At 72.9% G+C, this 21928-nt stretch carries 19 protein-coding genes; 13 read left to right on the top strand and 6 right to left on the bottom strand.

The window, feature by feature from the left end; translation table 11 throughout:
• Positions 1 to 144: 144 nt before the first annotated feature.
• The 7 genes from EKG83_RS13090 to EKG83_RS13060 all read left to right on the top strand — a co-directional run bounded on the left by EKG83_RS13090 (position 145) and on the right by EKG83_RS13060 (position 10318).
• Complete coding sequence (locus EKG83_RS13090) at positions 145 to 2469, top strand: beta-xylosidase/alpha-l-arabinosidase (RefSeq protein ID WP_033430786.1); 2325 nt, start codon at positions 145 to 147, stop codon at positions 2467 to 2469.
• Positions 2466 to 3449, top strand: a complete 984-nt coding sequence (locus EKG83_RS13085) for an ABC transporter permease (protein WP_033430785.1) — start codon at positions 2466 to 2468, stop codon at positions 3447 to 3449. Before EKG83_RS13090 ends, EKG83_RS13085 begins: the two co-directional genes overlap by 4 nt.
• The gene (locus EKG83_RS13080) at positions 3446 to 4387 is read left to right on the top strand and encodes a carbohydrate ABC transporter permease (RefSeq protein WP_228122596.1); all 942 of its coding nucleotides are present in this window, start codon (positions 3446 to 3448) and stop codon (positions 4385 to 4387) included. Before EKG83_RS13085 ends, EKG83_RS13080 begins: the two co-directional genes overlap by 4 nt.
• A 22-nt stretch (positions 4388 to 4409) precedes the next feature.
• Positions 4410 to 6035 carry an ABC transporter substrate-binding protein gene (locus tag EKG83_RS13075; protein ID WP_153278044.1) on the top strand — a complete coding sequence of 542 codons (1626 nt, stop codon included), beginning with the start codon at positions 4410 to 4412 and terminating at the stop codon, positions 6033 to 6035.
• Positions 6036 to 6105: 70 nt separating this feature from the next.
• Positions 6106 to 7644 carry a GH39 family glycosyl hydrolase gene (locus EKG83_RS13070; RefSeq protein ID WP_033430876.1) on the top strand — a complete coding sequence of 513 codons (1539 nt, stop codon included), beginning with the start codon at positions 6106 to 6108 and terminating at the stop codon, positions 7642 to 7644.
• The gene (locus EKG83_RS13065) at positions 7641 to 8324 is read left to right on the top strand and encodes a DUF624 domain-containing protein (protein ID WP_033430784.1); all 684 of its coding nucleotides are present in this window, start codon (positions 7641 to 7643) and stop codon (positions 8322 to 8324) included. The genes EKG83_RS13070 and EKG83_RS13065 overlap by 4 nt, the downstream gene beginning before the upstream one ends.
• Entirely contained in the window at positions 8321 to 10318 is a 1998-nt protein-coding gene (locus EKG83_RS13060; protein WP_033430783.1) for a beta-galactosidase, read from the top strand. The genes EKG83_RS13065 and EKG83_RS13060 overlap by 4 nt, the downstream gene beginning before the upstream one ends.
• A 6-nt stretch (positions 10319 to 10324) precedes the next feature.
• Here the strand turns inward: EKG83_RS13060 and EKG83_RS13055 are convergent, their stop codons facing one another.
• From EKG83_RS13055 to EKG83_RS13045, 3 genes are all read right to left on the bottom strand, one after another.
• A complete protein-coding gene (locus tag EKG83_RS13055) occupies positions 10325 to 11875 on the bottom strand; it encodes a hypothetical protein (RefSeq protein ID WP_033430782.1) in 1551 nt (516 codons plus the stop codon).
• A gap of 88 nt (positions 11876 to 11963) precedes the next feature.
• A complete protein-coding gene (locus tag EKG83_RS13050; protein WP_033430781.1) occupies positions 11964 to 12386 on the bottom strand; it encodes a hypothetical protein in 423 nt (140 codons plus the stop codon).
• A 43-nt stretch (positions 12387 to 12429) separates the two neighbouring features.
• Complete coding sequence (locus tag EKG83_RS13045) at positions 12430 to 14358, bottom strand: alpha-glucuronidase (RefSeq protein WP_033430875.1); 1929 nt, start codon at positions 14356 to 14358, stop codon at positions 12430 to 12432.
• Between the two features lie 238 nt (positions 14359 to 14596).
• Here EKG83_RS13045 and EKG83_RS13040 point away from each other — a divergent pair, with 238 nt between their 5' ends.
• Both EKG83_RS13040 and EKG83_RS13035 read left to right on the top strand, forming a co-directional pair.
• Positions 14597 to 15556: a pirin family protein gene (locus tag EKG83_RS13040; protein WP_033430780.1), complete on the top strand. Its 960-nt coding sequence runs from the start codon at positions 14597 to 14599 to the stop codon at positions 15554 to 15556.
• A gap of 245 nt (positions 15557 to 15801) precedes the next feature.
• Positions 15802 to 16107 carry a hypothetical protein gene (locus EKG83_RS13035; RefSeq protein ID WP_153278043.1) on the top strand — a complete coding sequence of 102 codons (306 nt, stop codon included), beginning with the start codon at positions 15802 to 15804 and terminating at the stop codon, positions 16105 to 16107.
• On the opposite strand, the gene EKG83_RS13030 is transcribed toward EKG83_RS13035, so the two are convergent.
• Complete coding sequence (locus EKG83_RS13030) at positions 16088 to 16417, bottom strand: YnfA family protein (protein WP_033430778.1); 330 nt, start codon at positions 16415 to 16417, stop codon at positions 16088 to 16090. The two genes, EKG83_RS13035 and EKG83_RS13030, sit on opposite strands and share 20 nt — an antisense overlap.
• 74 nt (positions 16418 to 16491) lie before the next feature.
• Between EKG83_RS13030 and EKG83_RS13025 the strand changes: the two genes are divergently transcribed.
• The 4 genes from EKG83_RS13025 (at position 16492) to EKG83_RS13010 (ending at position 20732) form a co-directional block, all read left to right on the top strand.
• Positions 16492 to 17079, top strand: a complete 588-nt coding sequence (locus EKG83_RS13025; protein WP_033430777.1) for a GrpB family protein — start codon at positions 16492 to 16494, stop codon at positions 17077 to 17079.
• A 71-nt stretch (positions 17080 to 17150) separates the two neighbouring features.
• Positions 17151 to 17963 carry a class I SAM-dependent methyltransferase gene (locus EKG83_RS13020; RefSeq protein ID WP_033430776.1) on the top strand — a complete coding sequence of 271 codons (813 nt, stop codon included), beginning with the start codon at positions 17151 to 17153 and terminating at the stop codon, positions 17961 to 17963.
• Positions 17963 to 18583: a TetR/AcrR family transcriptional regulator gene (locus EKG83_RS13015; protein ID WP_033430775.1), complete on the top strand. Its 621-nt coding sequence runs from the start codon at positions 17963 to 17965 to the stop codon at positions 18581 to 18583. The genes EKG83_RS13020 and EKG83_RS13015 overlap by 1 nt, the downstream gene beginning before the upstream one ends.
• A 22-nt stretch (positions 18584 to 18605) precedes the next feature.
• On the top strand, positions 18606 to 20732 hold the full coding sequence (locus tag EKG83_RS13010; RefSeq protein WP_051765594.1) for an ATP-binding protein: 2127 nt from the start codon (positions 18606 to 18608) through the stop codon (positions 20730 to 20732).
• Here the strand turns inward: EKG83_RS13010 and atpB are convergent, their stop codons facing one another.
• Both atpB and EKG83_RS13000 read right to left on the bottom strand, forming a co-directional pair.
• On the bottom strand, positions 20733 to 21494 hold the full coding sequence (gene atpB, locus EKG83_RS13005) for a F0F1 ATP synthase subunit A (RefSeq protein ID WP_033430774.1): 762 nt from the start codon (positions 21492 to 21494) through the stop codon (positions 20733 to 20735).
• A gap of 83 nt (positions 21495 to 21577) precedes the next feature.
• Entirely contained in the window at positions 21578 to 21919 is a 342-nt protein-coding gene (locus EKG83_RS13000; RefSeq protein ID WP_063741322.1) for an STAS domain-containing protein, read from the bottom strand.
• Positions 21920 to 21928 lie beyond the last annotated feature (9 nt).

Below are 21928 nucleotides of genomic sequence, written 5' to 3'. Positions count from 1 at the left end.
TCTTGAACAGCCGCTGTTCACAAATACGAACTTGTTGACGCTCCAATCGGTTACCCCCTACGTTCTCCCCACCGGGCCGTAATGTCGGTTTACAAGCCGATACTTTCGGTCTTCACGAGGACGTGAAGCGGAGGAACCTGCTCGATGGCGAACAGGACGACGGAGACCGCGCCGGTGTGGCGCGACGCGCGCCGACCGGTGGCCGAGCGGGTCGACGCGCTCGTCGCCGCCATGGCGCTGCCGGAGAAGCTGGCCCAGCTGGTCGGCCTCTGGGTCGGCGCCGACCCGGAGGGCGGCGACGTCGCGCCCCACCAGTCGGAGATGTCCGGCGCCGCCCCCGCCTGGGAGGACGCGATCGCGCACGGCCTGGGCCAGCTCACCCGTCCGTTCGGCACCCGACCGGTGGACGCGCGGGCCGGGGCCCGCTCGCTGGCCCAGGCCCAGCGGCAGGTCGTGGCCGCCAACCGGTTCGGCATCCCGGCGCTGGTGCACGAGGAGTGCCTGACCGGGTTCGCCGCCTGGGGCGCCACCGCCCAGCCGGCACCGCTGTCCTGGGGAGCGAGCTTCGACCCCGGGCTGGTCGCCGAGATGGCGCGGCTGATCGGCGCGTCGATGCGCGCCGCGGGCGTGCACCAGGGCCTGGCGCCGGTCCTCGACGTCACCCGCGACTACCGGTGGGGCCGCACCGAGGAGACCATCGGCGAGGACCCCTACCTGGTCGGCACGGTCGGCACGGCCTACGTGCGCGGGCTCCAGGACGCCGGGGTCGTGGCCACCCTGAAGCACTTCGCCGGCTACTCGGCCTCCCGCGCCGGCCGCAACCTCGCCCCGGTGGCCATCGGCCCGCGCGAGTTCGCCGACGTCGTCCTGCCCCCGTTCGAGATGGCCGTGCTCGACGGCGGCGCCCGCTCGGTCATGCACTCCTACAGCGAGGTCGACGGCGTGCCCTCGGCCGCCGACGAGGACCTGCTCACCCGGCTGCTGCGCGACACCTGGGGCTTCACCGGCACGCTGGTCGCCGACTACTTCGCGGTCAAGTTCCTGGAGACCCTGCACGGGGTCGCCGCCGACGAGGCGCACGCCGCCGGGCTCGCGCTGGCCGCGGGCGTGGACGTGGAGCTGCCCACGGTGCGCTGCTACGGCGAACCGCTGCGCGGCGCGGTCGAGCGCGGTGACGTGCCCGAGGAGCTGGTGGACCGCGCGCTGCGCCGCGTGCTGGCGCAGAAGGTGGAACTGGGCCTGCTCGACCCCGACTGGTCGCCGCTGCCGGCCGACGTCGACGACCTGCGGCTGGACACCCCCGAGGCGCGGGACGTGGCGCTGCGGCTCGCGCGGGAGTCCGCGGTGCTGCTGGACAACGACGGCACCCTGCCGCTGCGGCCGGGCGCCCGGGTCGCCGTGGTCGGCCCGCTGGCCGACGACCCGATGGCGATGCTCGGCTGCTACTCCTTCCCCGCGCACATCGGCGTGCACCACCCGGACGTGCCGCTGGGGCTCGACGTCCCGACCGTGCTCGACGCCCTGCGCGACGGCCACGACGGCGACGTCACCCACGTGCGCGGCTGCGAGGTTCGGGACGGCGAAGTCGATCCGGCGGCCGCGGGCGCCGCGGCGGACGCGGACGTGTGCGTGGTGGTCGTCGGCGACCTGGCCGGCCTGTTCGGCCGCGGCACCTCCGGCGAGGGCTGCGACGCCACCGAACTGCGGCTGCCCGGCCCGCAGGAGGACCTGGTGCGCGCGGTGCTCGACACCGGCACGCCCGTGGTGCTGCTGCTGATCACCGGTCGGCCCTACGCGATCGGCAGGCTGGCCGCCCGCGCCGCCGCCACCGTGCAGTGCTTCTTCCCCGGCCAGCTCGGCGGCCGCGCGATCGCCGACGTGCTGACCGGCGCGGTCTCCCCCTCCGGGCGGCTGCCGGTGAGCGTCCCGGCCGACCCGGCGGGCCAGCCGGGCACCTACCTGTCGGCCCCGCTGGGCAGGCGGACGTCGGTGTCCGACGTCGACCCGACGCCCGCGTTCCCGTTCGGCCACGGCCTGGGCTACGACGCGTTCACCTGGTCGACGCCGACCGCCTCCGGCACCGAGTGGCCCACGGACGGCGCGGTCGAGCTGGAGCTGGACGTGCACAACCCCGGCTCCCGGCCGGGCGCCGACGTGGTGCAGCTGTACCTCAACGACCCGGTCGCCCAGGTGACCCGCCCGGTGGTGCGGCTGGTCGGCTACGCGCGGGTGGCGCTCGAACCGGGCGCCACGGCCCGCGTCCGCTTCCGCGTGCCCGCCGACGTCACGTCGTTCACCGGCCGGGACGGGCGCCGCGTGGTCGAACCGGGAATGGTGCGGTTGCTCGTGTCCAGGTCGAGCGCCGACGTGCACGATGAGGTGGCGCTCGACCTCGTCGGCCCGCCGCGGGTGGTCGACCACACCCGCGACCGGCTGACCACCACGACCGTGAAGGAGGTGGGCCCATGACCACCCAGGTTCGCGAACCGGTGTCCACCGCGGAGCAACCGGTCGGCACACCGCCCGGGGCGCGCACGCGCACCAGGCGGACGCCCTGGCGGCGGGCGCTGCGCCGCGACTGGCAGCTCTACACGCTGGCCCTGCTGCCGCTGCTGTTCTTCCTGGTGTTCCGGTACCTGCCGATGGTCGGCAACGTCATCGCGTTCCGCCGGTTCGTGCCCGGCGGTGACATCTTCGGCGAGACCTGGGTCGGCCTGCGCTACGTCAAGATGTTCCTCAACGACCCCACCTTCTGGCAGGTCTTCGGGAACACGATGATCATCGGGGCGCTGACCCTGCTGTTCTGCTTCCCGCTGCCGATCGTGCTGGCGCTGCTGCTCAACGAGGTCCGCACCCGCTACTTCAAGCGGTTCGTCCAGACGGTCTCCTACCTGCCGCACTTCTTGTCCATCGTGATCGTGGCGGGCATGGTGCTCCAGCTGGTCTCCGTGGAGGGCACGGTCAACCAGGTCGTCCGGGCCTTCGGCGGCGACCCGATCGCCTTCGCCCAGGACGCCGGCTGGTTCCGCACCATCTACGTCTCCTCCGAGGTGTGGCAGACCGTCGGCTGGGGCACGATCCTCTACCTCGCCGCGCTGACCACCATCGACGCCCAGCTCTACGAGGCCGCCCGGATCGACGGCGCGGGCCGGTGGAAGCAGACCTGGCACATCACCCTGCCGGGCATCCGCCCCACCATGGTCACCCTGCTGATCCTCAACATCGGCACGTTCATGGCGGTGGGCTTCGAGAAGGTCCTGCTGCTCTACAACCCGCTGACCTACCCGACCGCGGACGTCATCTCCACCTACCTGTACCGGGTCGGCCTGGTGTCGAACAACTTCAGCTACGCCGCCGCCATCGGCCTGTTCGAGTCGGTCATCGGCCTGGCCCTGATCCTGTCCGCCAACGCGATCTCGCGCCGAGCAGTGGGGACGAGCCTGTGGTGACCACCGACCCGACCCGGCTCGCCGAGCGCATGGCCAGGCCCGCCGGCCCGCGCCGCACCTCGCTCGACGACACCCGCGGCTACCGCGCCTTCCGCCGCGTCAACACCGCCGTGCTGCTGGTCGTGGTGCTGGTGACGCTGTACCCGTTCCTCAACATCGTGGCGCAGTCGTTCAGCGGCGAGCAGTACATCCTGGCGGGCCGGGTGAACTTCTGGCCGCGCGGCTTCAACACCGACACCTACGCGGTCGTCATGGGCGACCCGGCGTTCTGGAACAGCTACCTCAACACCGTGGTCTACACGGTGACCGCGACCGCGATCTCCCTGGTGCTGACCACCACCTACGCCTACGTGCTGTCCAAGCACCACCTCAAGGGCCGCGGCCTGCTGATCGGCGTCGCCGTGTTCACCATGTTCTTCAACGGCGGCCTGATCCCGAACTACGTGCTGATCAACGAGCTGGGCATGAAGAACACGATCTGGGCGATCGTGCTGCCCAACGCGATCAGCGTGTTCAACCTGCTGGTGATGAAGGCGTTCTTCGAGAGCCTGCCCAAGGAGCTGGAGGAGGCCGCCGCGATCGACGGCATGAACACCTACGGCATCCTGCTCAAGATCGTGCTGCCGCTGTCCAAGGCGGTCATCGCGACGATGGTGCTGTTCTACGCGGTCGCCAACTGGAACTCGTGGTTCAGCGCGTTCCTGTACTTCGACCGGGCCGACCTGTTCCCGGTCACCGTCTACCTGCGCAACATGATCTCGGGCGCGTCCACGGCCACCTCCATCGGCGGCAGCGGCATGGGCACGGACATGACGCAGGTCAACTCCAACATCAAGGCCGTCACGATGGTGCTCACCGTGCTGCCCATCGTCACCGTCTACCCGTTCATCCAGAAGTACTTCGTGTCGGGCGTGATGCTCGGCGCGGTGAAGCAGTGACCCCACCGAGGAGAGCGGCACGATGAGAACGATGTGGAAGCGCGTGCTTCTGACGCTGACGGCGGGCGGCCTCGTGCTGGGCTCCGCGGCGTGCGGTGAGGAGGAGCCCGCCGCCGGCGGGGTCAACCTCGACGGCAAGAAGGTCGCCTCGATGGCCGACTACGGGGTGGGCAAGCAGTTCAAGGCCACCGAGCCGGTCGAGTTCAGCCTGCTCTACAACGACCACCCGAACTACCCGATCAAGGACGACTGGCTGTTCTTCATGGAGCTCAAGGAGCGCACGAACGTCACGATCAAACCGACGGTCGTGCCGAACAGCGACTACGAGCAGAAGCGCAGCCTGGTGGTCGGCGCGGGCGACGCGCCGTGGATCATCTCCAAGACCTACCCGGGTCAGGAGCAGGCGTTCGTGGCCTCGGGCGCGATCGTGCCGGTGAGCGACTACCTCGACCTGATGCCGAACTTCAAGGAGAAGGTCGAGAAGTGGAAGCTCCAGCCGGAGCTGAACACGCTGCGCCAGGAGGACGGCAAGTTCTACGTGCTGCCCGGCATGCACGAGAACCTGTGGCCGGACTACACCCTGGCGTTCCGCACCGACGAGCTGCAACGCCTGGGCCTGAGCGCGCCGAAGACCTGGGACGAGGTCTACACCGTCCTCAAGGCGATCAAGGCCGCGCACCCGGACAGCTACCCGCTGTCGGACCGCTTCGAGGGCAAGGCGATCCTCAACTACGCCGCGGGCACCTTCGGCACCAGCGGCGGCTGGGGCTGGTCCAACACCCAGTGGAACGCCGACCAGAACAAGTTCGTGTTCACCGGCGCCTCCGCCGAGCAGAAGCGGATGGTCGAGTACTTCCGCAAGCTCGTCGCCGAGGGCCTGATGGACCCGGAGAGCTTCACGCAGAAGGACGAGCCGGCCATCCAGAAGCTGGCCAACGGCAAGTCCTACGCGATCAGCACCAACGCCCAGAACCTGGTCAACGACTACCGCCCGGCGCTGAAGAACATCCCCGGCGCGACCATCGCCAAGATCACCGTGCCCGGCGGGCCCGAGGGTGACGTGGTGTCCGGCACGCGCCTGGAGAACGGCCTGATGATCTCGGCCAAGGCGCTGGAGAGCGACAAGTTCGTGGCGATGGTGCAGTTCGTCGACTGGCTCTGGTACTCCGACGAGGGCCAGGAGTTCGCCAAGTGGGGCGTGGCCGGCACGACCTACGACAAGGACGCCTCGGGCAAGCGCACCCTCAAGCCGGAGATCACCTTCGGCGGCCTCAACACCGGCGCGCCGCAGCACCTCCAGAAGAACTACGGCTTCCACGGCGGCGTGTTCGCCTACGGCGGCAAGACCGAGCTGCTCCAGTCGATGTTCACGCCCGAGGAGGTCACCTTCCAGGACGCGATGAAGCAGAAGAAGGTCAACCCGCTGCCCCCGCCGCACCCGTTCACCGCGGACGAGCGCGAGCAGGCCACCCTGTGGGAGACCCCGCTCAAGGACGCCGCCACCCAGGGCACGCTCCAGTTCATCCTCGGCAACCGCGACATCGCCGAGTGGGACGCCTACGTCAAGGAGCTGGAGGCCAAGGGCATGAACCAGTACATGGAGCTGGTCAACAGCGCCTACGAGCGGTTCAAGCAGAAGAACGGCTGATCGGTCCCGCAGACCCGGGTCCGGCCGCGGTTGGGGCGGCCGGACCCGGCCCGCGTGTGGAGGAGAAGAGTTGAGCCACGTCGTCGTGCCCGCCGAACCACTCGGCCGCCTGTCGGACTCCTGGCGCCACTGCGTGGGCACCGGCAGGCTCAACCTCGCGCTGCGCGCGGACTACCAGGAGTCGCTGGCCCTGGTGCAGCGGGACGTCGGGTTCCGCTACATCAGGGGCCACGGCCTGCTCTCGGACGACATGGGCGTGCTGCGGGTGTCGCAGGGCGAGACCCGGTACTCGTTCACCTACCTGGACCAGGTGTTCGACCGGTTCCTGGAGCTGGGCGTCAGGCCCTTCGTCGAGCTGGGCTTCATGCCCACCGCCCTGGCCTCCGGCGAGGACACCGTGTTCTGGTGGAAGGGCAACATCACCCCGCCCCGCGACCACGGCGAGTGGGCGGCGCTGGTGCGGGCGGTGGTGGCGCACCTGGTCGACCGGTACGGCCTCGACGAGGTGCGCACCTGGCCGATCGAGGTGTGGAACGAGCCGAACCTGGTGAACTTCTGGAAGGACGCCGACCAGGATGCCTACTTCCGGCTCTACGAGACCACCGCGCGCGTGATCAAGGACGTCGACGCCGGGCTCCGGGTCGGCGGCCCCGCCATCTCGCCCGGCTCGGACGAGTGGTGGGCGCCGTTCGCGGAGTTCGTCACCGCGCGCGACGTGCCGGTCGACTTCGTGTCCCGGCACGCCTACACCTCGGGCCCCGCCCAGCACGTCCCGTTCGGCACCTACCAGACCCTCCAGCCGCCGCGGTCGCTGCTGGAGCAGTTCGAGGCGCCGCGCAGGCACCTGGCGGGCACGGCGCTGGCCGGGCTGCCGGTGCACATCACCGAGTTCAACACCTCCTACCGGCCGGACAACCCGATCCACGACACCGCCTACAACGCCGCCTACCTGGCGCCGGTGCTGACCGGCGGCACCGACCTGGTGGACTCCTACTCCTACTGGACGTTCTGCGACGTCTTCGAGGAGGAGAACGTGCCCACCTCGCTGTTCCACGGCGGGTTCGGCCTGCTCACCCACCGGCAGCTGCCCAAGCCGACCTACCACCTGTACGCGTTCATGGCGCGGATGGGCGCGCACGTGCTGGCCCGCGGCGAGGACCACCTGGTGTGCCGCGACGACGACGGCCGGGTGACCGTGCTGGCGTGGCAGCCCGTGGGCGGTACCGACGAGCCGGGGGCGCCCGAGCGGCACGCCGTGCGCCTGTCGGTACCGGTGCCCGGCGAGCGCGCGTTCACCCGGCGCGAGCGGGTCAACGAGCACGACGGCAACGCGTTCGCCGCGTGGCGGGAGCTGGGCCGGCCCCGGTCGCCCGGCAGGCGGGAGCTGGAGGTGCTGCGGGACTGCGCCCGGCCGGCCGTGGAGCACCGGGCGCACGCCGTGGCCGGCGGGCGGGTGGAGCTGGACCTGGCGCTGAGCCGGCACGAGGTGACGTTCGTCGAGGTGCTGCCGGTGCGGCCCGAGGAGCACCCCGGCCTGGACGACCGGCGGCTGCTCGGCGGCTCCGACGACCGCCTGGTGGCGGGGCGGCCGGTCCCGGGGACCGCGTGAGCGGCCGGGACCCGGCGGACGAGATCGGCGCCGGGGTCCTGTCGCGGGCCGCGGCGGTGGTGTACTGGTTCCTCGTCGTCGAGGTGCTGCTGGTGCTCACCACCGCACCGGCGCTCGTGCTGGTGCTGTTCCTGGCCGGCGGCGCGGGCAACGCGCCGCTGATCGGCCTGTGCTTCCTGCCGGTGGGCCCGGCGCTGTCGGCGGCGGTGTTCGCCTGGCGGGTGTTCCTGACCGACCGGGACCTGGCACCGGCCCGCCACTTCCTGCGCGGCTACCGGCTCAACTGGCTGGACGTGCTGCGCTGGTGGGCGCCGGCGGTGCTGCTGCTCACCGTCGTCGGCTTCACCCTGGGCAACCTCGGGCTGGCGGGCGTGCCCGCGGCGTACGGGGTGCTGCTCCTGCTGGTCGCGGTGGGCGTGCTGGTGTGGGCGTCCAACGCCCTGGTGCTGTCCTCCGCGCTGTCGCTGCGGGCCCGGGACACCGCGCGGCTGGCGTCCTACTACCTCGGTGCCCGCCCGGCGAGCGCGTTCGGCGCGCTGTCGCTGGTGGTGGCCGCCGGCGGGCTGGTCGCGCTCACCTCCGACTGGGTGCTGGTGCTGCTCGCGTCCCCCTTCACCCTCGTCCTGCTGCGCAACGCCGAACCGGTGCTGCGCGACGCCACGGAAAGGTTCACCGCGTGATCGGCTACGGCGGCGACTACAACCCCGAGCAGTGGGACCGCGACGTGTGGGACCGCGACTACGCCGCGTTCGAGCAGGCCGGGATCAACACGGTGACCCTCGGGGTGTTCGCGTGGGCGCACCTCCAGCCCGCCGAGGACCGGTACGACTTCGCCACGCTGGACGCGATCGTGGACCGGGCCACCGCCGAGGGCAGGCGGATCGTGCTGGCCACGCCCAGCGGCGCGATGCCGCCGTGGCTGGCGCGGGCGTACCCGGACGCCTGCCGGGTCGACTTCGAGGGCCGCAGGCACGTCTACGGGCAGCGGCACAACGCCTGCCCGTCGTCACCGGACTTCCGCCGGCTGGCGGTGGCGCTGGCCGGGCGGCTGGCCGAGCGCTACGGGGCCAACCCCGCCGTGGTCGCCTGGCACGTCGGCAACGAGTACGGTGGCGCGTGCTACTGCCCGCTGTGCGGCGCGGCGTTCCGGTCCTGGCTCCGCAAGCGCCACGGCGACCTCGACGGGCTCAACCGGGCGTGGAACACGACGTTCTGGTCGCACGTCTTCGGCGACTGGGAGGAGGTCCAGCCGCCCACCGCGCTGTCCGAGCACTGGCGCGGCCCGAACCACACCGCGTTCCAGGGCATCACCCTGGACTACCGGCGGTTCATGTCCGACGCGCTGCTCGACGGGTTCGTCGCGGAGAAGGCCGCGATCCGCGCGCACGTCCCGCGCACGCCGGTGACCACCAACTTCATGGGCCTGTACCAGCCGGTCGACTACCACCGCTGGGCACCGCACCTGGACCTCGCCTCCTGGGACAACTACCCGCCCGAGGACCCGTCGGCGGCGCGCACGGCCGCCCGGATGGCCCTGGCGCACGGCCTGGTGCGCGGGCTGCGCGGCGGCGACCCGTTCTGGGTGATGGAGCAGACCCCGTCGGTCACCGCGTCGCGGGACGTCAACCCGGTCAAGCGCCCCGGCGTGCTGCGGCTGTGGTCGTGGCAGTCGGTCGCCCACGGCGCCGACGCGGTGCTGTACTTCCAGCTCCGCCAGTCGCGCGGCGCGTGCGAGAAGTACCACGGCGCGGTGCTCGACCACGCCGGGCGCACGGACACGCGGGTCTTCCGCGAGGTGGCCGCGCTGGGGCGGGAGTTCGCGCGGGTGGGCGGGGCGCTGACCGGGGCGCGGACGCCGGCGCGGGTGGCGCTGCTGGTCGACTGGGACAGCTGGTGGGCGGTCGAGATGTCCGACGGTCCGAACCGGAACGTGCGGTACCTGGACGTGCTGACCTCCTACCACCGGGCGCTGTGGCAGGCGAACGCGCCGCTGGACGTGGTGCCGGTGACGGCGGACCTGTCCGGCTACGACGTGGTCGTGGCGCCGCTGCTGCACGTGGTGAAGGGCGACTTCGCCGCGCGGGTGTCGGCGTTCGTGGCGGGCGGCGGGACGTTCGTGACCACCGCCCTGTCGGGCCGGGTGGACGAGGACGACAACGCCTTCCCCGACGACGGGCCGCTCGCCCCCCTGCTGGGCCTGTGGGTGGAGGAGACCGACGCGCAACAGCCGGACGTGGTCAACCCGGTGTCGCTGTTCGGCGCCGCGTACGAGGCGCGGCACGTGTTCGAGGTGGTCCGGGTCACCGACGCCGAGGTGGTCGGCGCGTACGAGGCCGACTTCTACGCCGGGACGCCGGCCGTCACCCGGGCCGCCCGCGGGCGCGGCGGCGCCTGGTACGCGGCGACCCTGCTGGACGACGCCGGGGTGGCCGCCGTGGTCGGTGCGGCGCTGGCCGAGCGCGGGGTGACCGGGCCGCTGGCGGACGTGCCGGACGTGGAGGCGGTGACGCGCGCGGGCGCCGACGGGACGCGGTGGCTGTACGTGCTCAACCACGGTGAGCGGCGGGCCGTGGCGTGCCCGGTGTCGGGGGTGGACGTGCTGTCGGGGCGGGAGCTGGTGGCCGGCGAGGAGCTGGTGCTGGAGCCGGCGGACGTGCTGGTGGTGCGGCAGTAGCCCCGGTCAGGGGCACCCGCAGATCTTCTTGGCCTTCGTGATGAGCGCGTCGGTCCGGTGGGGCGAGGTGCCGTGGCTGATGACCTCCGCGGTCCGCTGCTGCACCAGCGTCGGCGGACCGCTGTGGTCGGGCGGGGCCATGGCGTGCTCGACGGCCCGCAGCTCGGCTTCGGAGAGGTCCATGTCCTGGAGGGTGGCCTGGGCGTCCGACCACCTGCCGTCGTCGCCCAGGTCGGCGAGCAGGCGCCCGATCCGCGTCCACCGCGTGGTCCGGTCCGCGACCGCGGCGACCGGTGCCGAGACGTCCGTGCCCGACACCAGGCCGGTCGCCTCGCGCACGACCGCGTCGAGGTCGCCGGGGTTGCGCCACACCGCGTCCATCACCCGGTCGTAGGCGGCGCTGAGCACGCCGTCCTGGAGGTGCTTGTCGACGGCCTCCACGAACGCCTGCACGAACGGGTCCAGCAGCGGCACCTGGTCGGTGGCCTTCTTCGCCACCTCCAGCAGCTTCTCGGTGAGCAGCTTCTCCACCTGGAGGAAGATCTTCTTCTCGGCGGGGGTGGACGTCGTCGGTTCCACGCGGTCGAGCGCCTCCCGGACGTCCACGACGTCCCGCGGGGTCGTCGTCCCCGGCATGGCCCGCCGGGGCTCCGCGTCCTGCCCGGAGAGCTGTCCCGAGGCGCCGACGAACACGGGGGTCGGGAACAGGTCGCGGTACTCGGCGGGCATCTCGGCGAGCACCTTCGCGGCGAGGTCCGACGCGATCCGGCTCGCCAGCTCCTCCTCCAGGTCCAGGGCGGCCGTCCGGTAGTCGACCTCGGTGGTCTTCACGTGCTGGGCGACCACCCGGGCCTGGGTGCCCAGGTGGGTGCCGAAGAAGGTGAACGCCGCGAGCACCGCCAGCCCGGCCGCCACCGGACCGCTGAACCTGGTGTAGAGGTCGGTGGCGCCGTGCAGGACCTTCGAGGCGCGTGCGTTCGCGATGACCGCGGTCAGGACGTACACCAGGACGAGCAGCCCGAGCACCTTGAGCTCGTCGAGCTTGAGGTTGGCGGAGAAGAACCCCGAGGCCCCGGCGAGCGTCCGCTCCAGGGAGCGCAGGGCGTCCACGTCCAGCGCGTCGCGCCGCGCGGCGACCGCCACCCCGAGCACCGCCTGGCACGCGGCCGCGACGCCGATCGGCACCAGGTAGAGCACCCCGAACACGCACAGCTGACGGCGGAACCCGGTGGTGCGCGGCCTGCGGGACCGGCAGAACTCCAGCAGCGCCCACACCGCGCCGAGCAGGAGCGTCGACGGCAGCACGCCGAACACCAGGCCCGCGACCAGGACCACGCCGGCCAGCACGCGGTAGACGATCGGCTTCACCGTCACCCGCACCCGCAGGTGCACGTCGCCGGGCAACCGCAGCAGGGTGCCGTCGCGCACGCCGGGCTTGACGCGGATCGGGACGGGACGCGGCCTGCCGCCGACCGGCACCCACACCGTCCGGCGCGCCACCCCGGCCCGCGCCTCCCACGGCCACAGCTCGACCACCGGGTACTTCTCGTCGCTCATCGCGGCATGATCGCCGGACGCCGATCCCGCCCGACAGAGGCGAAAGCCCCCGGCGCGCGGGCGGAACCGCAGTTCGGCGGACTCCGCCTCAGTCCCGCTCGCGCAGCCGCCGGTGCCACCAGGCCCGGGACAGCCAGAAGTCGCCGCCCACGGCGAGCGGGTCCGGCAGGGTTCGCCGGCGGAACTCCGCGTCCAGGGGTTCGACGAGCCGCCGGAGTTCGGCGCGGGCGCGTGGCGGCAGCCGGATCAGCGCGAGTTCCAGCTCGTCGCGCGCGTGGACCGGGTCGCAGCACGGGCAGTCGTGGAAGGGGACGTGGAGCCACCGGCCCGGTCGGCGCAGGAAGCGCCGGTAGCCCTCGAACGCCCGGCCGGTGCCCAGGCCCAGCAGGTCGACGGCGCGCTGCGCGTCGGGGCCGAGCCCCCGGATCGGGGGGTCCCGGTCGGGGCGGTCGGGTGGTGGCCGGCGGGTGCGGAGGTCGGCGCGGACGGCGCCCGGACGCCTACGCGGCATCGGCCTTTCGGGTCTCGATCACGCCCCCATCGTGCCACACCCGTCAGTGGATGCGGCGCCCCCGCGCGTCCGGCACGCCCGACTTGCGGAAGAAGTACGTGTTCACCTGGTCGCGCCACTCGGTGGCGCACCGCAGCTGCTCGGCCAGCAGCTCCTCCACCCGGGCGTGCACCGCGTCCGGCACGCGCCCCTCCAGCTCCGCCCAGACCTCGACCATCCGCGCCACCTCCTCGACCCCGGCGAAGTGGGTGTCGTAGATGTGCTGGACCACCGTCGTGCCCGAGCGCAGCACGTGGTCGTACGGGACGTGGTGGAAGAACAGCAGCAGCTCGTCCGGGCAGGTCTCCAGCGACTCGTAGACGTCCCGCCACGGCGCCGGGTACTGGCCGGTGAACCCGGTGCCGGTGGCGCGGGTGCGGTCCACGCCGACGCCGTCGCGGTCGGCGAAGTGGTAGGTGCCCCAGCGCGAGTACTCGTAGCCGTCCACGGCGGGGCCGTAGTGGCCGGCCGGGTTGACCATGAAACCCACGCCCAGGGGCGCCGTGTAGCGCTCGTAGGTGTGCCACGAGCCGTCCATCAGCTCGTGCAGCGGCTCGCGCACGGCCGGGTCGTCGAACGTCAGGCCGATCCACTCGTCCAGCACCGCCTCCGGCGCCAGTCGGTCGTCCCAGGCCAGCCGGCCGAAGCCGAACAGGTTGGCCTGGGCCAGCGGGTGGCCGGTCCAGAACCGGTCCCGACCGACGTTCGACACGGCGACGACGCCGTCCACCAGGTCGCCGACGGCGTCCCCGGCCAGGGGGAAGCGCAGGATCTCGCGCCACTGCGGGACCAGGTGGCAGACGTGCTTCTGCTGCCCGGTGTACTCCTGGGTGACCTGCAGCTCGACGGCCAGCCGGGTGCGCGGCATCGCGGCGATCACCGGGGACACCGGTTCGCGCGCCTGGAAGTCCATCGGGCCGTACTTGACCTGGAGCACGACGTTCGGGTCGAACGCGCCGTCAAGCGGGGCGAAGTGGTCGTGCGCGGCGCGGGCGCGGTCGGTGGTGCGGTCCCGCCAGTCCTGGTGGTGGTCGTAGACGAAGGCGCGCCAGAAGACCGTGCCGCCGAACGGCGCGAGGGCGCGGGCGAGCAGGTTCGCGCCGTCGGCGTGGGTGCGGCCGTAGGCGAAGGGGCCGGGCTGCCCCTCGGAGTCGGCCTTGACCACGTACCCGCCGAAGTCGGGGATGGCGGCGTAGACGTCGGCGGTGGCGCGGTCCCACCACCGCCGGACCCCGGGGTCGAGCGGGTCGGCCGTGGGCAGGCCGCCGAGGGTGACGGGGGCGGCGAAGCTCACCGACAGGTGGACCCGGATGCCGTGGGGCCGGAACACCTCGGCCAGCCGCACCACGTCCGGCAGCAGGTCGGTGAGCAGGCGGGCCTCGGCGCGGTGCACGTTGACGTTGTTCAGGCCGACCCGGTTGACGCCGATCGAGCCGAGCAGCCGGGCGTAGGCCGCGACCCGGGACAGGTCGTCGCGCACGCGGCCGTCGGCGTAGAAGATCGAGTCGCCCGCGTAGCCCCGCTCGACCTGGCCCATCACCGGGTGGACCTCGGTGTTGTCCCAGTGGTCGAGCATCCGGACCGGCCGCCGGGGCGCGTGGTGCTCGACCGGGAAGTCGGCGCCGAACGCGGCCTCGCCCAGCCGCACCACGTGGTGGAAGCCGTAGAGCAGGCCCGCGCCGCCGGTGGCCCGGACCGCCGTGGTGCCGGCGCGCTCGACGGTGAACGCCTCGGAGCCGTCCCCGCCCGCGCACACCAGCTCCAGGTCCACCGGGCCGTCCTCGACCAGGGCACCGCCGTGCCCGGCCACCGCGGCGGCCACCTCGTCGCGCACCGTGGTCACGAGCGGGCCGTCCCCCACGACCCGGACGCGCCGGGAGCCGAGGGGGCGGAAGGCGGAGGCGGGCAACCAGGCCGGGTCAGGTGAGGTCACGAGGTCGAACCTAACCCGGTTCACACCGTCCTAAAGCGACATAAGACGGCGAAAAACTTTCGTGGCGAACGGGAACGGCTCCCCACGGGTGGAACCGGAGTCCGTTCTGGACGGTTGCGGGGGGCGCGAGCGGGCCCGGTTCCGCCGCGGCGGTCGACCGGGCGCCGGGCGCGGTGACGGGGCTCACCACCCGGTTCCGCCGATCGGGCGATGCACCCGGCTCGCCTACCATGGCCCCGTGAGCAACGTCGAGACCGACCCCGCCGCGCTGGTCTGCGGGAGCGCCCCCGGTGCCGCGGTCGAGGTCCTCGGGGCCCGGACCGTGCCGCTGGGCGGCCCGCGGGCGATGACCGTGCGCCGCACGCTGCCGCAGAAGTCGCGGTCGCTGATCGGCGCCTGGTGCTTCGCCGACCACTACGGCCCCGACGACGTCTCGCACAGCGGCGGCATGGACGTCGCGCCGCACCCGCACACCGGCCTGCAGACCGCGAGCTGGCTGTTCAGCGGCGAGATCGAGCACCGGGACAGCCTGGGCGTGCACGCGGTGGTGCGGCCGGGCGAGCTGAACCTGATGACCGCCGGGCACGGCATCTGCCACTCGGAGGTGTCCACCCCCGCCACCACCGTGCTGCACGGCGTGCAGCTGTGGATCGCGCTGCCCGACGCCGACCGCGACGCGCCCCGCGACTTCCAGCACCACGTCCCCGAGCCGGTCGCGCTGGCCGGCGCGACCGCGCGCGTGTTCCTGGGCACGCTGGCCGGCCGCACGTCCCCGGTGCGCACCTTCACGCCCCTGCTGGGCGCCGAGCTGGTGCTGGACCCCGGTGCCCGGCTCGTGCTGGGCACCGACCCGGCCTTCGAGCACGGCGTGCTGCTCGACCAGGGCGACCTGGTGCTGGAGGGCACCGCGCTGACCGCCGGCGCGCTCGGCTACGTGGGCGTCGGCCACGACCGGCTGACCCTGCACAACCCCGGTGGCGCGCCGGCCCGCGCGGTGCTGCTCGGCGGCGAGCCGTTCGGCGAGCGGTTGGTGATGTGGTGGAACTTCGTCGGGCGCAGCCACGACGAGGTGGTGCGGTTCCGCGAGCAGTGGCAGGAGGGGGCCGAGCGGTTCGGCCGGGTCGAGGGCTACGCCGGCGACCGCCTGCCCGCTCCCCCGATGCCGATGGGCCGGCTGCGGCCGCGCGGCAACCCGTGACCGGCCGACCGCGACGGGCCGACCATGACGGGCAGCCCGTGACAGGCCACCGGTAAGCGATCCACAAGCCGCCTGCCGGCCCACGTCGGCACGCAAGCTCCCCCCGGTCCGCCCGAACAGGGGTTTTTCGGTGGTCGGTGTGCGGGTCGCGGCCGTGGTGGCCGTCGTGTCGGTGTGGGCGGGCCTCGCGGCGGACCTGTGGCACCTGACGCCCTGCGGGTGGTGGCGGTCGTGGCGTTCATCGCGTGGCTGTGGCGCTCCCGGGTGAACGCGGACCTCGTCGGCACCCCGGACCGACACCACTGGTCGCGGCGCCGGGTCGGCTGGGGCCGGCGAGCCGGCTGGGCGACCCCTTGGTGCTGGTCGTCGTCCTGGGCGCGGAGGGCTCCGTGGACTTCCGGGTCCTGGCGCTGCTCAACCTCGCGCTGACGGGCCTGACCGTGCTCGCGGCCGCCCCCATGACGGCCGTGGTGTGGCGGCCGACGACGTGGCAGGCGTCGCCGGGGTTCGCCGAACGGGTCGGGCCGGGCCTCAGCGCGGCGCGTACATGATCACGGCCATGCCCGCGAGGCAGATCACCGCGCCCGCGCAGTCCCACCGGTCGGGGCGGAAGCCGTCGACGAGCACGCCCCACGCCAGCGACCCGGCCACGAACACCCCGCCGTAGGCGGCGAGGACCCGGCCGAAGTTCGCGTCGGGCTGGAGCGTGGCCACGAACCCGTAGAGGCCCAGCGCCACCGCGCCCGCGCCGACCCACAGCAGGCCGCGGTGCTCGCGCACCCCCTGCCAGACCAGCCACGCGCCGCCGATCTCGGCGAGCGCGGCCAGCGCGAACAGCACCAGCGAGCGGACGACCGTCATGATCGCGACGATAACCCGTCCGACCCGGCAAAAACGCGTCCACGCCCGGGACGGGCGCTGCTACCTTGCGGCGAATGCCCACTTTCGAGGACATCACCCGGCACCACGACGCCGACCCCGACGAGCACCCCTGGGTCAACGGCCCGCCACCGCCCACGACGGTCGTGCTCACCCCGTACGACCCCGGGTGGCCGCACCGGTACCGGACCCTGGCGGCCGACGTCCGGGCCGCGCTCGGCGACGTGGCGCTGGACGTGGAGCACGTCGGGTCGACCTCCGTCGAGGGGCTCGCCGCCAAGGACATCATCGACATCGACCTCATCGTCGCCGACCCGCGCGACGAGGACGCCTACGTCCCGCCGCTGACCGGCCTCGGCTACACCCTCGTGGTGCGGGAGCCCTCGTTCCACCAGCACCGCATGCTGCGGCTCGCGGACCCCGTGGTGAACCTGCACGTGTTCGGCCCGGACTCGCCGGAGGTCGTCCGGCACCGCATGTTCCGCGACTGGCTGCGCACCCACCCGGAGGACCGCGCGCGCTACGAGGAGGCGAAGCGGGCGGCGATCCCCGGCGGCGGGAACGTGATGGCCTACAACGCCCGCAAGCAGGAGGTCATCCGGGAGATCTACGACCGGCTCTTCCGCGCCGCCGGGATGCTCTAGCCGCTTGACAGGGTACCCCCTTGTTGTGAACGCTTGTTCATGAACAAGCGTTCACAACAAGGGGAGCGACCGTGCCCGACGTGGTCAACACGCACCAGGCCGAGGCGTGGAACGGTGACGAGGGCACCCACTGGGCCGACCACCACGACCGCTACGACGCGCTGAACAGCGGCTACAACGACACCCTGCTCACCGCCGCCGGCATCGGCCCCACCGACCGCGTCCTGGACGTCGGCTGCGGGAACGGCCAGCTCACCCGGCTCGCCGCCCGCCGAGCCGGCCGGGCGCTCGGGGTGGACCTGTCGGCCCCGATGCTCGCCCGCGCCCGGGCCCTGGCGACCGGGGAAGGCGTGCCCAACGTCGAGTTCGAGCAGGGCGACGCGCAGGTCTTCCCGTTCCCGCCCGCCGGTTTCGACGTCGCGCTGAGCCGGTTCGGCGTCATGTTCTTCGCCGACCCGGTCCGGGCCTTCGCCAACGTCCGCGCGGCCCTGCGCGAGGACGGCCGGCTGGCCTTCCTGTCCCTGCGCGGCCTGGGCGACCTGGCCGACGTGCTGGCCGCGCTCGACGGCGGCGGCCCGCAGCCGGGCCCGGCCGGCCCGCTGTCGCTGTCCGACCCGGACGTGGTCCGCCGGGTGCTCGGCGGGGCGGGCTTCCGCGACGTCACCACCACCCCCGTCGACGCCCCGCAGGTGTGGGGCGGGGACGTGGCGGACGCCACGGCGTTCCTCATGGCCTGGGGCCCGGTCCGGTACGCCCTGCGCGACGCCGACCAGGCCGGGCGCGACCGGGTCGAACGGGCCGTGGCCGACGCCCTGGCCCCGCACGCGACGCCGGGCGGGGTCCGGCTGCGCGGCGAGGCCCTGCTGGTCACGGCACGGGCCTGATGGCACCCAGACGAGCAGCGGCCCTGCGCGACGGCGACGTGAGCCTGCGCGACCACCTCATCGCGACGGCGACCCGCCTGATCGCCGAGCGCGGCACCGCCGGCCTCACCGTCCGCGACATCGCCCGCACCGCCGACGTGGCGGTGGGCGTGCTCTACAACCACTTCGCCGACAAGGAGGAACTGCTCGCGCTGGCCCTGCACGAGCACGTCCGCTCGACCGGGCGGCGCCTGGGCGCCCCGACCGCGGACGGCACGCTGGAGGAGAACCTGCGCGCGTTCGTCGCGCACGCCATCGAGGTGCACGCCGCGATCCTGCCCGCGTTCGCCGGCCTGGTCGGGCAGCCGGAGGTCTTCGCCAGGTTCGACGCCCTGCCCGACCCCCTGGCCGACGGCCGCGGCCTGCACGCCGCCCTGGCCGGGTACCTGGGCTCCGAACGCGACCGCGGCCGGGTGGCGGCGGGCACCGACGTGGGGGCGGTGGCCACGCTCGTGATCGGCGCGTGCCACGAACTGGTCCTGCCCCGGCTGTACCGCGGCCCGCGGGCGGTGGTGGAGGTGCCGGACGGGTACGCGGAGGCCCTGGTGTCCACCGTGCTCAACGGCATCGCGCCGCGCTGACCACCACTGGTACACCTGCGGGGTGACGGACGACCCGGTGCGCAACGCGGTCGTCGGCAACGTCCTCGGCAACGTCGTGCAGGTCGGCAGCGCGACGCTGGTCCCGCCGGAGGCGCGGCCGGTGGCCGTGGCCGGCCTGCCGCCACCCGCGGTGTTCGTCGGCCGGGAGGCGGAACTGGCCCGACTGGGTGACGCGCTGCGGCCCGGCGCGCCGGAGGCCGTGCTCGTCTGGTCGATCGGCGGCCTGCCCGGCGTGGGCAAGACCGCGCTGGCCGTGTTCGCCGCGCGCCGCGCGATCGAAGCGGGCTGGTTCCCCGGCGGCGTGGTGATGACCGACCTGCGCGGCTACGACGACCCGCAGTTGCGGGTGACGGCGTCGACCGCGCTGGCGAGCCTGCTGGGCGCCCTGGGCGTGGCGGGCGGCCACATCCCGCCGGGGGCGGAGGACCGGGCGCGGCTGTGGCGCTCGATCCTGGCCGACCGGGAGCGGATGCTCGTGCTGGCCGACAACGTCTCCGACCCCGACCAGGTCCTCCCCCTGCTCCCCGGCACCACCAGGCACCAGGTGCTCATCACCAGCCGGCACCGACTGGCCGGCCTCGACCACGCCCGGCTGCTCGACCTGGACGTGCTGGACCAGGGCGACGCCGTGCGGATGCTGGCGGAGGTGCTGCGCATGGGCGATCCCCAGGACACCCGCACGCACGACCTCGCCGCGTGCGAACGGGTCGCACGGCTGTGCGGCCGGCTGCCGCTGGCGGTGCGGGTGGCGGCAGCGCTGCTGGTGGCCGAGCCCGAGCGGTCGGTGCCCGACCTGGCCGAGGCGCTGGCGGACGAGCGGAACCGGCTGCGCGAGCTGGACCACGGCGGGAGCCTCGCCGTGCGCGCCGCGTTCGACCTGTCTTACAGGCAGCTATCCACCGGTCAGGCCGAACTGCTGCGCCTCGCGGCCCTGGACCCGGGCCCCGACGTGGGCACCGACACCGTCGCCGCGATCGCCGGCACGGACCGCGCCACCGCCCTGCGCGGAATCCGCGCCCTGCGCGCCGCCCACCTCGTCCAACCGGCCCAACAACCGGACCGCTGGCGAATGCACGACCTGGTCAAGCTCTACGCGGCCGAGAAGGCGGCGGACCCTGAACGAGGCGCCGCGATCACCCGGCTGCTCGACCACTACCTGGGCCTGGTGCGCGACTCGCTCGACCAAGAGCGGTACCTGCGGCACGAGGCCGAGGTGATCCGGTGGCTCGACACCGAGCGCGCCAACCTGGTCGCGATCACCGACCTCGCCCGTGCGGAGAACCATCCGCGGCACCTGGTGGGCCTGGCCCTCGGCCTGAACGAGTACCTGGCCTTCCGCAGGCTGTGGACCGAGCGGATCGCCGTGCAGTACGCGGCCCTGTCGGCCGCGCGGTCCCTCGACGACGTGGCCGCCGAAGCGCAACTGCTGGTGGACCTCGGATACGCCCACCGGTGGAACAGATTTTTCGAGGACGCGGTGAACCACCTCCGCGACGCGCTCCCGCTGTTCAGGTCGCTGGGTGATCGCGTCGGTTTCGGCACCGCGCTCAACCGGCTCGGCGAGCTGTACCGGGAGACGGGGCGACCGGGGTGGGCGATGGCCTGCCACCGCTGGGCGCGCGACCTGTTCCGGGCAGCCGGTGACGTGCAAGGACACTTCAGCACGCTGCACAACATGGCGGTCCTCCACCGCCAACAGCACAACCACGACCGAGCCCTCGCGTTGCACCTGGAGGCCATGGCCCTGGTCCGCGAGCTGCACCTGCCGCTGCTGGAGGGACGCACCCTCGACCACCTGGGGCTCACCTACCGGGAGATGGGCCGGTTCGACGACGCGATCGAGCACCACCGGCAGAACCTGCGCATCGCGCAGGAGGCCCAGGACCACCACGGCTACGCGCGCACCATGACCAACCTGGCGGTGACCTACCGGGTGGCCGGGCGCCCCGCCGAGGCGGTCGACTGCCACCTCCGGGTAGTGCACGTCCTGCGCGGCCTCGGGGCCAGGGGGGAACTCGCGACAGCCCTGCGCGAGCTGGCCTCCACCTACCGGGAGCTGGGCCAAGACGACGAGGCCGCGCGTTGCTCCCTGGAAGCCGACCGCACGGACCCCGCCGACCGGCCCTGATCAGTGCGAAGACGCCAGTGCCCGCCCGATGAAATGAGCCGCCAGCGTCGCGAAGATGTAAGCCTGCAACACCTGGATCAACGCCTCCAACGCCGTGATCCCGATGGCCGTGGCGAAGCTGAGCACCGACAGCGGCTTGAGCAGGGGCCCCGCCTCCAGCAGCAGGAACTCGCCGCTGAGGGTGAAGACCACCACGAGCAGGTGGCCGGCGAACATGGCGGCGAAGACCCGGATCGCCAGGTTGACCGGGTCGAAGAAGAACTTGAGTATCACCTCGGTCGGCACCAGCAGCCCCCACAGCACCGGCTTGGGCACGCCCGGGATGACGAACTGGTTGCGCAGGTACCCGGCGAACCCGTGCCGCCTGATGCCCACCCAGTGGTACACCGGGAACACCACCAGCAGCGCGACGGCCGCCGGGAACCCGATGTGCGCCATGGTCGGGAACTGCACCAGCGGCACCAGGCCGAAGATGTTGTTGACCAGCACGAAGCAGAAGATCGACACGATGAACGGCACGTAGGGCCGGAAGTCCTTCGCCCCGATCTGCTCCCGCGCGATGGTGTCGCGGCCGAGGTCGTAGACCGACTCGGCGGCGAACTGCACCCGGCCCGGCACCAGCTTCAGGTTGCGGCTGGTGACCAGGAAGAACGTCGCGATGATCAGCACCGACAGCACGACCAGCACCATCGGTTTGGTCACCTCGCCGAAGATCGGCGGCGGGAACAGGTCCCCCGCGCCCGGCGGGTCGAAATCGGCCATGGGCGTCCCCCTCGTCCAAGGTCTCGACCGGAACCTAGCGGACCGGGAGGGGGCCCGTCACGGGACCAAAGTCCCGAACCGGGTCACCCCAGGGCCTCCTCCAGCGTGTCGTGCAGCTCCAGCACGTCGCCGAGCCCGACCGAGGTCAGCGTGCGCCGCACCAGGCGGGGCGTGACGATCCTCAGCTCACCGCCGCCCGTGCGGGTCCGCTCGTGCGCCACCAGCAGCACCTCGATGCCGATCGAGGCGAAGAAGCGCACGTCGGTGAGGTCCACGACCACGGAACCCCGGCCGTCGCCGATGGCGTCGAGCAGGGGCTCGCGCAGCCGGTGGACGGTGGCGATGTCCAGTTCGCCGCGGGCCGTGACCACGGTGGGGCCTTCGGCCACGCGGCTGGTCGACGTTTCGAAGTCCTGGGCAGGCATGCGGATCCG

This window comes from Saccharothrix syringae, assembly GCF_009498035.1.
GTDB classification, from domain to species: Bacteria; Actinomycetota; Actinomycetes; order Mycobacteriales; family Pseudonocardiaceae; genus Actinosynnema; species Actinosynnema syringae.
The sequence above is the reverse complement of the archived record's forward strand: the minus strand, read 5'-3'. Positions and strand labels throughout refer to the sequence as shown.